The organism is [Clostridium] symbiosum ATCC 14940, assembly GCF_000466485.1.
GTDB classification, from domain to species: Bacteria; Bacillota; Clostridia; order Lachnospirales; family Lachnospiraceae; genus Otoolea; species Otoolea symbiosa.
The window spans coordinates 49,871-65,488 of sequence record NZ_KE992795.1 but is presented as its reverse complement, the minus strand read 5'-3'; the positions used below and the strand labels follow the sequence as shown (position 1 = coordinate 65,488).

The window sequence follows — 15,618 nt, the reverse complement described above, 5'->3', positions numbered from 1 at the left end:
TGAAAATAAGCACGGCCTCACTTGCCTGTCATTATCGGTCATTTGCCGCCGCCACACCCGGGAGTTCTTTGCCTTCAAGGAATTCCAGGGAGGCTCCGCCGCCTGTGGAAATGTGGCTCATCTTATCACCGAATCCAAGCTGGTTTACGGCTGCCGCGGAATCTCCGCCGCCGATAATCGTGGTAGCCTCTGTCTCAGCCAGCGCTTCTGCCACGGCGATGGTTCCTTTCGCCAGTACCGGATTCTCAAATACTCCCATCGGTCCGTTCCATACAACGGTTTTAGCTGATTTCACGGCATCGGCATAGAGCTTTGCAGTCTCTGTCCCGATATCGAGTCCCATCGTGTCTGCCGGAATAGCATCAACGGATACATACTGTATATCAATCGGAGCATCAATTGGATTCGGGAACGATACGGCCACGGCGGCATCGACCGGAAGAAGCAGCTTCTTGCCGAGCTTCTTTGCCTTCTCCACCATCTCACGGCAGTACTCCAGTTTTGTGTCATCCACAAGAGATTTTCCAATTTCTTTCCCCTGAGCCTTCAAGAACGTAAATGCCATGCCTCCTCCGATTATCAGAGTGTCGCATTTCTCCAGAAGATTTGAAATAACATTTAATTTATCGGCAACCTTCGCTCCGCCAAGGATTGCTACAAAAGGACGAACGGGATTGTTCACCGCATTTCCGAGGAAATCAATCTCCTTCTGCATTAAGTATCCGACTGCCGCCTCAGAAACGTACTGGGTTACGCCAACATTGGAGCAGTGTGCGCGGTGCGCCGTTCCAAATGCATCATCCACATAAATTTCACAGAGGGAAGCAAGATCTTTACTGAATGCCTCTCCGTTCTTTGTCTCTTCCGCTCTGTAACGTGTATTCTCAAGTAATACAACATCTCCGTCTTTCATGCCGTCTACGGCCGCCTTTGCATTTGGACCAACGACTTCGGGATCAGCCGCAAATTTCACTTCCTGGCCAAGCAGCTCGGAAAGACGTACGGCTACGGGCGCTAACGACAGTTCCGGCTTTGGCTCGCCCTTTGGCTTACCGAGATGGGAACAGAGAATTACTCTGCCGCCGTCGCCTATTAATTTTTTGATAGTAGGAAGCGCTGCCACCAGACGGTTCTCATCGGTGATTTTTCCCTCTTTTAACGGCACGTTGAAATCACAGCGCACCAGAACTTTTTTTCCTTTTACATTGATATCGTCAACTGATTTTTTATTCAGCATGGAAGATACTCCTTTCTTAACTGAAAGAGTTTACCGGTTACTAAAAACAAAAACAGGTCCGGTCCTGTGGACCGGACCCATGTTGAATCCTTATAGTTACTTTTCACACCTTTGCCAAAAAGCGGCAATGCTGTGAAAACATCGCTTCGCGCCGTGAAACTCGGGATTTTCGTGCCGTCTGTCTATTATGATAATTCTGCGAAGTATTTGATCGTACGAACCATCTGGCTTGTATAGGAGTTTTCATTGTCATACCAGGAAACAACCTGTACCTGATATAAATCATCGCCAATCTGGGAAACCATGGTCTGTGTTGCATCGAATAAGGAGCCGTATCTGACGCCTACGATATCGGAGGATACGATTTCATCTTCTGTGTAACCGAAGGACTCTGTTTCAGCAGCTTTCATAGCAGCATTGATTTCTTCTTTTGTAACACCGGCTTTTTTAACAACTGCCACGAGAATTGTGGTGGAGCCTGTCGGAACCGGTACACGCTGTGCGGAACCGATTAATTTGCCGTTTAATTCCGGAATAACAAGACCAATTGCTTTTGCAGCGCCTGTGGAGTTCGGAACGATATTGACAGCGCCAGCTCTTGCTCTTCTTAAGTCGCCTTTTCTGTGAGGTCCGTCAAGGATCATCTGATCGCCTGTGTATGCATGGATTGTTGACATGATACCGGACTGAATCGGAGCGTAGTCGTTCAGTGCCTTAGCCATCGGAGCCAGACAGTTTGTTGTACAGGATGCTGCGGATATAATTGTATCTTCTTTTGTCAGTATGTCATGGTTTACATTGAAAACAACTGTTGGAAGATCATTTCCAGCCGGTGCGGAGATAACTACTTTCTTAGCGCCTGCGTCGATATGAGCCTGTGCTTTAGCTTTTGATGTATAAAAACCGGTACACTCTAATACTACGTCTACACCGATCTCTCCCCAAGGAAGTTCAGCAGCGTTAGCTTTAGCGTAGATTGTGATCTTCTTGCCGTCTACAACGATGTAATCTTCGCCTGCTTCTACAGTATGTCCTTCATATCTGCCCTGTGCGGAATCATACTTTAAAAGATGAGCTAACATTGTTGGGTTTGTTAAGTCGTTGATTGCCACTACCTCGTAACCCTCAGCGCCAAACATCTGTCTGAATGCCAGACGGCCGATACGGCCAAAACCATTGATTGCAACTTTTACTGCCATGATTTCATTCCTCCTAAGAATATATTCTATTCATGATTGTTAAATAATAATCAACCTACCTTGTATTGTAACCAATTAATCCCAAAATAGCAAGGGTTTTTTTGAAATTTCATAAATATTATTCCCGCTCTCTCTGTTTTCATCCATGGACTTTTGATTGCTGTTGCGAAAACCTTCTTTTTTTAATATAATGAAGCATGATTAAGTGTCCGCACATCTTTTTGCGGACTTTTCACCGTCAAACTGCTAAAGGAGGTGCATCTTGGATCAGACAGCATCCCGGAACGAGCTTGAAAAGAAGCTGTACCGCTCTTTTACACTGCTTTCCGCTTTAATTATCGTCCTTTCACTGGGTATTACCCTGTACTTTGATATCACGCGGCAGAGGGCGGATATGGACGCCACCATAAGCGGCACCGCCTCCTATATTGCCTCGATGCCCCAGGTTGTCTCCATGCTGGAGGCAGGTTATCCCAGCGCTCTCGCAAAACAGGACATTGATTCACTCTGCAATAATCTCCCCGATATCAGCGTCGTTGTTATCTGTGACAGCAACAGCCTGCGCTTTTACCACACGGACCGGCTGAAAACAGGCGAAACCTTCGTTGACGGGGACGAGACCCGGATTCTTCAGGGGAGCAAGCCTTATATCACAACCGGCTACGGAACCAAAGGCGCACAGAGGCGTGCATTCCACGCGGTCAAAAGCAGTGACGGAACTATCATCGGTTTTGTCATGGCCTCTGTCTTCACCGCCCATATATCGGCAAGGCACCGTAACATACTGATAGTTCACCTGGCTATCTTTATTCTGATGATGCTCGTGAGTACATTCCTTACCCATGCATTTATCCGCTTTCTGAGAAAATCTCTGATGGGCTTCAACCCTCATGAGCTTCTCAATATGTATATACGCCAGGATGATGTGATGAATTCTATAGAAGAAGGACTGATAGCCACCGATACAGACGGAAAAATCCTTTTCTCCAATATCGTTGCAAGAAACCTGTTTTCGGACGGTCCCGGCGAGGGCCCTCCCCTGATGGGCAGGCATATCCGTGAGCTATATCCTGACACCAAATTCGACACTGTCATCAACACCGGTAAATCAGTCCGGCGCCAGACATGCTCCATAGGCGGGCGGACCATTCTGATGAATGAAATACCGATTCAGGGAAAGGGCAAAAAACCCATACAGGGCATGCTGGCCATCGCTGTGGACAGGACGGAGTTTCTCTCTCTGTCGGACGAGCTGACCGGCACCCGCAGCATGCTTGATACGCTTCGCGCCTTTAACCATGAATTTCTAAACAAGCTTCATGTAATCCTAGGTTATCTGCAGACGGGCGAAATCGATCAGGCAAAACAATTTATCATCAACAGTAATCTGGTGTCCAGCCAGTCTATCCGGGAAACAGCCGATTCCATCCGTGTATCCAGAATCTGTGCGCTTGTCATCGGTAAAATGATGCATGCTGCGGAACTCGGAATCCGCCTTACTCTGACCCATGACAGCAGCTGCATCGAAAGTGAACTGCTGCTTTTGCAGGATTCCGTTATTACGATTATAGGGAATTTGCTGGAAAATGCCATCGAGGAGCTGAACAGCTCTGTAAATTTAAATCAGGAGTTAAAAGAAATCACTCTCGGAATTTACTGCCGCCCCGACTGCAATATCATTACCTGCGAGGATACCGGGAATGGAATTCCCCAGGAATTGCTGAATCATATATTTGATAAAGGAATCTCCTCAAAGGGGGAAAACAGGGGAACCGGCCTTTATCTGATTAAACAGATTACAGAAGATTATCAGGGAGAAATTTCCATAGATACGGAGATGGGCGAGGGCACCTGCTTTACGCTCACTTTCACAAGAAAGGAGAACCTTTAATGTACCAGGTTATTATAATAGAAGATGATCCGATGGTAGCCTCCATCAATAAGCAGTATGTGGAACTGACCCCGTCCTTCCGGGTGATAAAGGTCTTTAAAAGCGGAATTGAAGCGCTTGAGTATCTGAATGATGAAGATGTCGATTTGATTATTCTTGATTACTATACCCCGCTGATGAACGGCGCCGAATTCATCGACCGGCTTCATGCAACCGGTAAAGCCCCGTCCATCATCATGGTGACCTCTGCCAGCGACACGGATATCGTCGTACAGCTTCTGTCCCGCGGTGTGATTGACTATCTTGTAAAACCGTTTGAATACCCGCGTTTCCAAGCCGCTCTTGAAAAATACAGCCAGATGAAGGAGTATTTAAACCAGGCAAAAAACAACATGGGGCAGGGAGAGATTGATAAACTGCTGGCCCGTCAGGAGAATACCGGCTCCCAGGCCGCCGGCCTGACCAAGGGGCTGAACGAAACCACACTGGGACTGATACGCGGTTTCCTGAAGGATAACAGGGATGTCCAGTATTCCAGTGAACAGATAGCAGAGCAGATTCACCTGTCGCGTATCACAATCCGTAGGTATATGAATTATATGCTGGAAACCGGAGAGCTAATCAGTACCATTGATTACCAGACAGGAGGACGCCCTTCCATCCGATACCGCTATATTAACAAATGACAGCCCGCACAATCCGCGCACAGAACACCGCAATCAACCATAAACCCCATGTGCAGCCGCGGCCGCCTTCTGCCGTAACAGTCCGGCGCTGCTGCACTTTTGGGTATTTTCAGGCTGCAGCAATTCCATTTTATTTATCAGTTAATATTTCTCTCTTCCCCCATTTCGTCAGAATATACATCCAAAACCCATTTACTATAGTTACTAAAGGCTTTTCTTAATTACAAAAATTGACTTCACCTCCTACATATTTTACACTTTGTTTATAAGGCTCTATACTGAATGTTGGGGTGTGCTGAAAAGCACACTTCCAACATTCAGTATAGAACCGTTTATAAAAAATAAATAAATTTTATAAAAAAGAAATGGAGGGTATGTATCAATGGAAACTATTATGGGCTATTTCGGTACTTACACACCGGCGGCAGATGGGGCTGTTGCTAATTTCAAATTTGAGTATCTTACCACTCTCGGTTTTGCCGCCATCGTTATCTTCCTGGGGCGTGCGATTGTAAACCACTCAAAATTACTGCGTAAATACGCAATCCCCGCACCGGTTGTATCCGGTATCATCTTTTCAATTGTTGTCGCTATTATTAAGGGTTCCGGCATCATCGGACTTTCCTTCGATGCCACGATAATGAAAGACTTATGTCAGAACCTGTTCTTCCTCTGCGTAGGTTTCGGTTTCAGCTTAAAGATGCTTCGTCATGCAGGCGGCAAGCTCTGTGCCATGATTGCAATCGCTGCCTGTCTTTTAATCACTCTCCAGGATCTTCTGGGCGTGTTTGTCGGCAACCTGATTGGACTTCATCCGCTTCTGGCGCTGCAGTGTTCCTCTTCAGCAATGTCAGGCGGTGTAGGTACGGCTTCCGCATTTGGCCCGATCTTTGAGTCCTGGGGCGCGCCGGATGCCACTACTATCGGTGTGGCGGCAGGTACAATGGGCAACATCATGGGTTCCTTAATCGGCGGACCTGTGGCTGCCTTCCTGATTACACGCAACAACCTGAAATCCGACCCGAACGATAAACCCGAATCAGCAAAAACCGGTACGGCTGCAACGCTTGACAACGGCAGAATGATTTCCATGTTTGCCATGACTCTGCTGATTGCCGCTCTCGGTATGCCGATTTACTGTATCCTTGACAATATCCCAATGATTGAAATGCCGAAATTCATTGGCTGTCTGTTTGCAGGCGCAATCGCGCGTAATGTAATGGAGGCCTGCAACATCAAGTTTTATGTTCCTGAGGTTGACGCAATCGAGCATATGTTCCTGGAACTCTACCTCGCTCTGGTTCTTATGACAACCGATATTACAAAGCTGGCTCCTGTAGCAGGTCAGATGGGTATCATCCTTCTCTGCCAGGCCCTCCTGATGGCTGCATTTGCAATCTTCGTCTCCTACAACATGTTTGGCCGCAACTATGGCGCTGCTGTTATGGCTGCCGGAAACTGCGGATGGGGATGCGGCTCCGGTCCGAACGCCGTAGCAAATGAGAAAGCTGTTATGGATGAATACGGATGGCACAATGTTGCATGGGTTCTTTACCCATCCTTCGCCGTAATCATTGATGATATTTACAACCCTATCTTCCTTTCCGTATTCGGAAGTTTTATCAAATAAGGTTCACGTTCATTTACAAATAATAAATTCACTTAAACGTCCGGCGCCCCCAATCTGCCGGACGTTTTTTCATATCAATCCCGATTCTGTTTCCCTGCCCAAGCGCAGCTTCCAATGCTGCTGTTCATCCCGCGCCAAAGCAACATCCCAGTCTTCGCAAAACAATTTGTCTTGGACGAATCTTTACACCTGTGTTATAGTAGAATATAAGTGTAAAGATTTTGTATATTTTCTCTTCAATGGTTAAGGTATTGATCCGGCGCCATTTTAGATTATAATGTTTACATGTGACTGCTGTGTTTAACACTTTAATAAAACAGGTGATCTGTATAATGAAAAAGGTATATTTAAAAGCTTTCTTATTAGCTGCACTGACGGGTTTTGCCTGCACTGCATGCAGCTGTTCCTCCAATACGTCCGACAACCCGGCATTGACGGAAAAAGTGGAAAATTTACCGGAGGTGAGCACCGGGCTGACGGTTCTTACAATCGGAACCGCCGACAGCGGGGGAACCATGTATCCGGTCGGCAATGCGCTTGCCAAAGTAATCAGTGAACACGACTCTAATATTAAGGTCAATCTCAGCGCTTCAAACGGCTCCTTTACCAACGTCGAATGGATTACGGGGGGACAGATTGACATGGGCCTGGTCAGCGGAGATGTGGCCTGGTCGGCTTATTACGGAACCGATGATTTTGCCGATAAACCAATTAAAAGCCTGAGGGCTATCGGAGCCATTTATACCAGTGTTTCCAATTGGATGGCGCCCGAATCGGCAGGGCTCACTTATGTCCACGATCTGAACGGTAAAAGCGCAGCCATCGGACCCCAGGGTTCAACCACCGATCTGTCCGCCCGTATTGCCATTGATGTGGTCGGACTCGGATCATCCACCACTCTGGTCAATTCCGGGCTTGGCTCCGGCTCCGTCGCTGTCCGGGAAGGAAAACTCGACGCAGTACACGGGTTTGCCGGAGTTCCCATCAGCGGACTTACAGAACTTGCAGAGTCTGTCCCCTGCCGGCTCCTGAAATATACGCCTGCAGAGCTTAAGAAGATTCTCTCAAAGAATTCTTTCTATTATAAAACAACCATACCAGCAGGAACGTATCCGGGCCAGAGTGAGGATATCGACTCCTTCGGTATCAAATGTCTTCTCTGCGTAGATGAGAATATGGACGAGGAACTCGTTTACCGTATTACAAAGATATTGGATGAATCCATCCCTCAGCTGGCCGCCAGCCACGAATCTCTGAGCAGCCTGACGCAAAAGGGGTTTATCTGCAATGAACTGGCTGTTCCGCTCCATAAGGGGGCCGAACGGTATTATCTTGAGAAAGGTTATCTGGATGGGCAGTAATGTCTCCTATAATGAGAACACCCGATGGAGGTAATATCATCTTCCATCGGGTGTTCTCATTTCGTCTTTATAAACTTTCTCCTGTCTATATCTCATCTTTCACATATCCTGCCAGATTATAGGCATGATCTGAAATCCTTTCCAGATTGCTTATTATATCCAGGAACACGACGCCGGAGGACGGATCGCACTGACCGCTCGAAAGGCGCTCAATATGCTTATCCCTCAGTTCTTCCTCCAGCATGTCCACATCGTCCTCATACTGGCTGACCTTCCTAACATCGTCCATATCGCCGGTCTGCCTGGCGGCTATGGCGTGGGTGAAGGATTTGACCACTTTCTCACTGATGGCGCTCAAATCTTCATTTCCCGTATCAGAAAATGATACATTATGCTCCGCCATATAGTCGGCCTGCTCTGCCAGGTTCTCACAGTGATCGCCAACCCTCTCAATATCACTGATGCTGTAAAACAGATTATTGACCTGGAGTTTCTGGTGCTCCGTCAGTGACAGATTATTGACTTTAATGAGGTAACCGGTCAGCAGCTCCTCCATTTTATCAATATCTTTTTCATTTCCGTATACTTCTTTCGCCTTCTCCTTATCTCTGCTCAAAATGGCATTCGTTGCCAGACGGATATTATTGAGGGCTATCTGTCCCATATGCACAGTCTCCATCTGAGCCACCTCGATGGCAAAAACAGGCGATTCAAAAATACGCTGATCCAGATGGCGGAATGCGGTCTCGATCTCTCCCCGTTCTTCCCCCGCCTCTTTTTCGGCCTCTCCGTCCTTCACGAGCAGGCCGGAAATCTTCACCAGCTGTCCGGCAAACGGATATAAAAGAAGGGTGTTCGTCACATTGAATATCGTATGGAACATGGAAATCTGAACGGAATTTATCTCCGAACCGGCCATGGCAGGCCGGAGCAGTGACAGCGCGTACATCGCCACACCAAATATAACGGCCCCCAGCGTATTAAAGGTCAGATGGATTGCCGCCGCCCTCTTTGCCGTCCGGTTGGCCCCGGCACTGGAAAGCATGGCGGTAAGGCAGGTTCCGATGTTCTGTCCGAGGGTTATGTAGATGGCCGCCCCCGTTGTAACAACACCGTTCATCGCCAGCGTCTGCAGGATACCTACGGATGCCGTAGAGCTTTGAAGAAGAGCCGTAACAAGGGCGCCGGTGATAATGCCCAGAATCGGATTGCGCCCCATGACGGCAAATGCCTTTGCAAATATAGGAGCATCCGTATAGGGGTTGATCGCATTGCTCATAAATTCAAGGCCCACGAAAAGAAGTCCGACGCCTATGACAATTTCTCCGATCAGATTGTTTTTTTGTCTCTTTGAAAATACAATCAGGAATGTACCGATGCCGATACACAGAGGTGCAAAAAATGCAGGCTGGAGTACGGTAAACGCGTCTCCGAGCTGATTTAAAGAAACCATCCAGGCCGTGATCGTCGTACCGATATTAGCGCCCATGATAACGCCAACCGCCTGTGTCAGATTCAGAATCCCAGCATTGACAAAACCGACAACCATAACCGTCGTCGCCGCACTGCTGTGAAGAATTGCCGTAATTAAAGCTCCCAGGGCTACGCCCAGAAGCCTGTTATTTGTCACCATCCCAAGAAAGTGGTTCATCTTGCTGCCGGCTGTCTTCTGCATGCCGTCGCCCATGATGCGCATTCCATACAGGAACATGCCCAGCCCTCCGGCAAATGTAAACAGATTGCTTACATCATTTATTGACATATAAATATCCTCCTGTGCCGGCTTTTTTACAGCAGAAAAATTGCCGGATTAAAAGCCGATCGTTTTTATCATAGCACAGGGAAAATAGCTATTTCAAGCTTTTTGTAAAATATGTAAAATTTATGTAATTTTCAGGTAAACAGACTCGAATTTTGTGGCAATTTGTCGGAGCATTTAAAGGCCGAAACACAACTATATTTGACGTCCATGCTCATTTTGCAGCGCCGTTGAATAGACTTTTACTATAAACACTTAATAAACGAGGTATGATATGCTACATGAAATGAACCAGATGCCGGATGTTCACACCCTCAATGTGAATGACAATTTTAACGGCGCACAAAACAACAGAGGCGTTGACTCCGATTTTTCCGTCATGCCCGATAACAACATGGTCGATCCAGGCTTCTCCGTTATGCCCGACAACAACATGATCGACCCGGACTTCTCTGTTTTCCCCGACAACGACGTAATCGATCCGGATTTCTCCGTTATGCCCGACAACGGCGTGATCGACCCGGACTTCTCCGTTCCTCCCGTATGGTTTCCAGGCGGCCCGGGACCTGTTATCCCTTGTGGTAACTGTCTTCCTATGCCGCAGCCGACACGCGGATTCAGCATCCGGTTTTTAAATGCTTCGCCCGTGCATTCAAATCTTACCATACAGGTCGATAACAGGACGATTCTCACCAACATGGATTTTGCCGAGGTCAGCCGCTACAGACAGTATTCCAGAGGATTTCACAGAATTACAATCATGGCTCCGAACGGCCTTGTCTACCTTCAGCAGAATATGTTCTTTGGGTATAACTCTACGATTGCCATTGTAAGCATCAACAACCGTATGGCCATCAACGCCTTCCCGGACGGAGGCTGCAACACATCCTTCAATACTTCCTGTCTGCGGGTCTGCAACCTGGCCTATGCAAGCGGCGCCGTCAATGTAACGCTGCCGAATGCTTTCATGAGCTTCACCAACACCCAGCCCGGAAACGCCGGAAGCTTCAGCAGGCTCCAGTCAGGAACTTACTCCGTAAACGTGGCAAGATCCGCCAGACCGGCAGTCAACCTGCTCTCTACCTTTATCAACCTCAATCCTAACCGTATTTACACCTTATATGTTATGAACTGGAACCCGTCACCAGACACAATCAGGATACTTCTTGTAGAAGATATGCGCTGAATATAAATCAATGATAAACGGGCGGCAGATGAAAATGTATTTTGCATTTCCCTCTGCCGCCTTTTGCCGAATAAATTATTATCTTTTCTTAAAGTTCTCCTTTTTCACGCCTGTTCAATATCTTCCGGATTAATACAATATACACGGCAATACTCATCACCGTACCGCCAAAATCCGAGATAGCCTCGGTATAAAAGATTGAGGTTACGCCAAACAGGACAGGAAGTACAAAGACGCCTCCCAAATACAGAACCTTCCTGAACATGGACAGGAAGATGGCGACCGAGGCAACTCCCATTCCGGTAAATCCGTCAACCACCACATACTGGAGTGCAAGCGGGATGATACCTACCGTATAAATCCGGATTGCCCAGACAGTCAATGAAATATATTCTTCATTATGAGTGAAAATCCTGACAAAATAATGGGGCAGGGTCTGTGAAGCTATAAACATGACCGAAGTAAATACCAAGGCAAAACAGGCAATATATTTCTGGGCTCTGATTACCCGGTCGGTACGCCTGGCTCCGAAATTATATCCGAGTATCGGCTCCGTACCTCCCGTGATACCGCCCAGCGGCATGGTCACCATCAGCATGAAGCTCTGCACTATGGTGGCGCAGGTCAGAAGCTTGTCTCCCTCCGCTCCGCCATAATGCTGGAGAGCGGCGTTCAAGGTGATAATCAGCACATTATCAAAGGCAATAATCAGAAACGGCGTCATTCCCAGCACCGTTATCTTTCTGATAATTCTCCACTCATAACCGCCAAAGCTGATTCGAATCGGAACCTTTTTGCTGAACAGGAACAGGAGTACAAAGGCACAGGACGCCATCTGGGACAGGACCGTTGCCAGCGCAGCTCCCCGGACCCCCATCTCCAATACGAAAATAAATACGGGATCCAGAATAATATTAATAATGGCTCCCAGTGTAACGGATTTCATTCCCACCTTCGCAAATCCCTGACAGATAATAAACTGGTTCATCCCCACCGCCATCAGGGCAAAAATGGTGCCGAGCAGATAAATTGTTATATATTGGTTCGCATACGGAAAGATTGTCTCGCTGGCGCCAAACCACATCAGCAGATTATTTTTCAATAGCAGCGCCCCGGCCGTTGTGATGACCGAAATCACGGCAAGCATCAGAAAGCTGTTGGCCAGTATCTTTTTCGCTTCTTTCTCACTGCCCTCTCCCATCTTGATGCTCATGAGCGGCGAACCGCCGATTCCCACAAGTGAGGCAAACGCCGATATCATCGTCACGATGGGTCCGCAGACGCCGACTCCGGCAAGAGCCTTCTCTCCAATCTCTGCAATATTTCCTATGTACATCCGATCCACCACGCTGTACAGCACGTTTACAAACTGGGCCAGCATGGAAGGGATGGCTATTCTGATGACAAGTCGCTTTATGTCGTCCTTACCAAGATCATTTTCTATTTTCATTTCAAGCCGCCTTTTATATCATTCTTACGTATTCCCGCTTAATAATGCACGGCAGGTTAAACCATGCCTGACATTTATATCCTGTTTTGGCCAAAAAGTCAATATATTTTATCCTTAATTTTATAGGATTAACTCCGCCGCAGTGCCGGTCTTTTTTATTTCATAGGAAAGTACTCCTGTGAAATAAAAAAGACCGGCACTGAAAAATTCAGTCCGGTTCTTTTTTACTCAACGGCAGGCTCTGGTTGTCGTCAACCTGCTGTTGAAATGATTTTCTGTAAGGTACTGCCGTCGGCAGAATCGTAACGGAGTGTAATGCATCAAGGAATTTCGAGTAACTTGATATTTGTGTTGTTACCCATCCGCTTTCAGTCTCCCAAACAGAAATGATTTTCATCCGTTCAATAAGTTAATGCACCACATGCGCATTTTATTGCACGTATACCAAAAAAATTTTTATTTTTTTGATATAGTCTATTTTAGTAGAAAAACGCCAATCCGTCAAGTTTTAGCGGACCATCTTGAAGAGATTCCCGTCTTTTGCAAATCCTGGTATCTGATAAAGAACCAGAATATCCGTGATTTCCCGGCTCTTTGCAAACTCGGCCGGCTTCATATTAAAATATCTGAGATCAATCATATATACCTCCTCAAAATGATTGATGACAAAGGGCGCAAAGGAATGTGCATAGGAGTCCTTAATTATCAGAAGTCTTTTACCCTTTGCCTCCACCCCTGCCATATTATTTACGATTTTTGTTAAACCGTGATTTCCGTCAAGGAAAACGGAATACTGATCTTTTTTTTCAAGCGCTTTCTTATTATACAAAGTGTCATAGGCCTTCGGCAATCCGTCATAATATACGTTTACCGATGTGGGGCTGCCCGGAATGAAAAGAGTAATGGTATCCGGAACCAGAGCCACTCCCAGTTTTGACTGAATTGTTCCCTGGAAATTGTCTGATACTACAATCTCTGTAAACCTGTCTCTTCCCCACGGTTCAAATCCCGCCTCCCGCCCATACAGCCGGTACGCATACCAGGCCCCCAGCGTTGTCCAGTGGTGATCGGTTTTATAATAAAGCTGTTCTTCGTCAGCCTGATATTCCGACGCTATTTTACGGCATTCCTCCCATGCCTTTAAAAGCGTGCCTTCAATATCGAGAAAATTGCCTTCTTCCCCTGTTTTCTCCCTGATTTTATCACGTGCAATCCGTGCTGCTTCACTCTGATCGGCAGGAGCCGCAAAAGGCGGGAGTTTATCTTTCAGAATCTGAGATGCAGAAGGAGCCAGCATGATCTTAACATGCTCTGCCCCAACCATAGAATTAAACTGTGCGGCTGCGTCCGACAGATAATCCAGATTCTCATAAAGCTGAGGTGTCAGCAGATTTTCCGGGTCTGTTTTTTCTATATAATAATGATCCTTACCAAAATAGACATCATTCACATCCTCTCTCAGAATCAGTCTGTCCGCGTTCGTCTTGGCAGCCACAAAGGTTTTTCTGAATGGGAACTGATCCGAGAGCCATGTCTCATAGTCGTTACCAAATTTACCGTCTTTAAACGATTCTATCGTGAAAACCGGTTTCTGCGCCAGATACCGGTTCTCCTCCTCCGAGAATGCCTTCTGGGGCATGACGGCGCTTAAGACGGACAGTAAAGCCAGAGGGATTATAAAAGCCGATGCCGTCATTATTTCTCTGCGCATAATGCTTACCCCCTCCCTAAAATCTGAAATACAGGAACGGATTGTATCCTGCATTTACCAGAAAAGCCGTAGACACCAGAAGCACTGCGGCAACAAAGATCGGTTCCAATATCGGCAGTGATTTTTTCTGTATATGCTCCCTGCAGAAAGCGATTGGCAGGGAAGTGGCCCCAATTGCCGCTGCGGCCATCAAAATCAGGTTCGTAAACAGAATATACAGCGTTCTCTCATTTACCAGGCTAAGCCCGGCCGCGCCGAAAAGCTGTCTGAAATACAGAAGCCCGGCCTGCATATCATCGAAAGCAAACAGCACCCATCCCATAAAGACAGCCAGCATTGCGTAGAGCCAGCGGATGAAGGCCGGGCACTTTTCCAGTCTCTCTTTTAAGAAAAACTTTTCTAACAGAAGGAAGGCGGCAAAGTATAATCCCCATAGCAGGAAATTCCATCCCGCGCCATGCCAGATTCCTGTAAGCAGCCAGACAATCAGGATATTGCGAAGCTGTCCGGCTTTTTTGCACCGGCTGCCTCCCAGAGGAAAATAGACGTACTCTTTAAACCAGGTTCCCAGGGAAATGTGCCACCGCCGCCAGAACTCAGTAATACTCTTCGATTCATAGGGGTAGTGGAAATTCTCCGGGAAATGAAACCCGAACATCCGTCCCAGTCCCAGAGCCATATCGGAATATCCGGAAAAATCGAAATATATCTGCATTCCAAAGGCGAAAATTCCGATCCAAACCATCAAAATGCTTCTCTGTTCCGGAACAATATGGATAATCTCGTTCCATATCTGCCCCAGTTGATTGGCGAATAAAACTTTCTTCCCCAGACCTGCTGCAAACAGGACGGCCCCTTCTGAAAAACCGGCCAAGGTCTCTTTCCGGCCTGTCAGTTCCCCGGCAATCGTACTGTAGCGGACAATCGGACCGGCAATCAGCTGCGGGAACATCGAAACATAGGCGCCGAATGCGATAATGCTGGTCTGGACTCCGGCCTTACCCCTGTATACATCAATAGTGTAAGACATCGTCTGGAATGTGTAAAAGGAAATTCCGATAGGGAGAGCAAGATTCAAAAGAGGCACTCCCTTCCCCGTAACAGTGTTGAATGCGCCGATCAGGAAATCCGTATATTTGAAGATTCCAAGAAGACCCAGATTGATCAGGACGGAGGAAGCTACAGCTAGCTTCGCCCCTCCCAAATTGCCCTCACGTTTATAATGGTCCACCAGCTTTCCGTGAATAAAATCAACGATGGTGGAAAAAAGGAGGAGCAGAATATACACAGGCTCCCCCCAACCATAAAATATCAGGCTTGAAACAAACAGTATTCCGTTCCGGTATCTGCGCGGTGCCGCAAAATATGCTAAAAGCGCTGCCGGAAGGAACCGGAACAGGAATAACAGACTTGAAAATACCATATCCGGCTCTCCTTACATTTTATTTTATATTATGATGTTGGGGGCAAAAGCTCTTTTGCCCCCTTTGATACCGGATTGCTCCGCA

At 47.1% G+C, this 15,618-nt stretch carries 11 protein-coding genes; 5 read left to right on the top strand and 6 right to left on the bottom strand.

The annotated features are described in order from the left end of the window. Positions 1–31: 31 nt before the first annotated feature. Complete coding sequence (locus CLOSYM_RS00965) at positions 32–1,237, bottom strand: phosphoglycerate kinase (protein ID WP_003508207.1); 1,206 nt, start codon at positions 1,235–1,237, stop codon at positions 32–34. A gap of 185 nt (positions 1,238–1,422) precedes the next feature. Then, complete coding sequence (gene gap / locus CLOSYM_RS00960; protein WP_003498919.1) at positions 1,423–2,436, bottom strand: type I glyceraldehyde-3-phosphate dehydrogenase; 1,014 nt, start codon at positions 2,434–2,436, stop codon at positions 1,423–1,425. A gap of 262 nt (positions 2,437–2,698) precedes the next feature. Here gap and CLOSYM_RS00955 point away from each other — a divergent pair, with 262 nt between their 5' ends. The 4 genes from CLOSYM_RS00955 (at position 2,699) to CLOSYM_RS00940 (ending at position 8,004) form a co-directional block, all read left to right on the top strand. Next, complete coding sequence (locus tag CLOSYM_RS00955; protein WP_021640599.1) at positions 2,699–4,327, top strand: ATP-binding protein; 1,629 nt, start codon at positions 2,699–2,701, stop codon at positions 4,325–4,327. After that, the gene (locus CLOSYM_RS00950) at positions 4,327–5,013 is read left to right on the top strand and encodes a response regulator (protein WP_003498923.1); all 687 of its coding nucleotides are present in this window, start codon (positions 4,327–4,329) and stop codon (positions 5,011–5,013) included. Before CLOSYM_RS00955 ends, CLOSYM_RS00950 begins: the two co-directional genes overlap by 1 nt. Before the next feature lie 382 nt (positions 5,014–5,395). Beyond that, the gene (locus CLOSYM_RS00945; RefSeq protein ID WP_003498925.1) at positions 5,396–6,643 is read left to right on the top strand and encodes a sodium/glutamate symporter; all 1,248 of its coding nucleotides are present in this window, start codon (positions 5,396–5,398) and stop codon (positions 6,641–6,643) included. Between the two features lie 332 nt (positions 6,644–6,975). Further along, entirely contained in the window at positions 6,976–8,004 is a 1,029-nt protein-coding gene (locus tag CLOSYM_RS00940) for a TAXI family TRAP transporter solute-binding subunit (RefSeq protein ID WP_009296128.1), read from the top strand. An 85-nt stretch (positions 8,005–8,089) separates the two neighbouring features. Here the strand turns inward: CLOSYM_RS00940 and CLOSYM_RS00935 are convergent, their stop codons facing one another. Continuing rightward, positions 8,090–9,766 (bottom strand): Na/Pi cotransporter family protein, encoded by a 1,677-nt coding sequence (locus CLOSYM_RS00935; RefSeq protein ID WP_003498929.1) that lies wholly within the window; start codon positions 9,764–9,766, stop codon positions 8,090–8,092. Between the two features lie 271 nt (positions 9,767–10,037). Between CLOSYM_RS00935 and CLOSYM_RS00930 the strand changes: the two genes are divergently transcribed. Further along, positions 10,038–10,949: a DUF4397 domain-containing protein gene (locus CLOSYM_RS00930; protein WP_009296125.1), complete on the top strand. Its 912-nt coding sequence runs from the start codon at positions 10,038–10,040 to the stop codon at positions 10,947–10,949. An 88-nt stretch (positions 10,950–11,037) separates the two neighbouring features. Here the strand turns inward: CLOSYM_RS00930 and CLOSYM_RS00925 are convergent, their stop codons facing one another. The 3 genes from CLOSYM_RS00925 to CLOSYM_RS00915 all read right to left on the bottom strand — a co-directional run bounded on the left by CLOSYM_RS00925 (position 11,038) and on the right by CLOSYM_RS00915 (position 15,533). Further along, on the bottom strand, positions 11,038–12,399 hold the full coding sequence (locus CLOSYM_RS00925) for an MATE family efflux transporter (protein WP_003498933.1): 1,362 nt from the start codon (positions 12,397–12,399) through the stop codon (positions 11,038–11,040). Between the two features lie 508 nt (positions 12,400–12,907). After that, entirely contained in the window at positions 12,908–14,110 is a 1,203-nt protein-coding gene (locus tag CLOSYM_RS00920; protein ID WP_021640596.1) for a DHHW family protein, read from the bottom strand. Between the two features lie 16 nt (positions 14,111–14,126). Next, positions 14,127–15,533: an MBOAT family O-acyltransferase gene (locus CLOSYM_RS00915; protein WP_021640595.1), complete on the bottom strand. Its 1,407-nt coding sequence runs from the start codon at positions 15,531–15,533 to the stop codon at positions 14,127–14,129. Between the last annotated feature and the right edge of the window lie 85 nt (positions 15,534–15,618).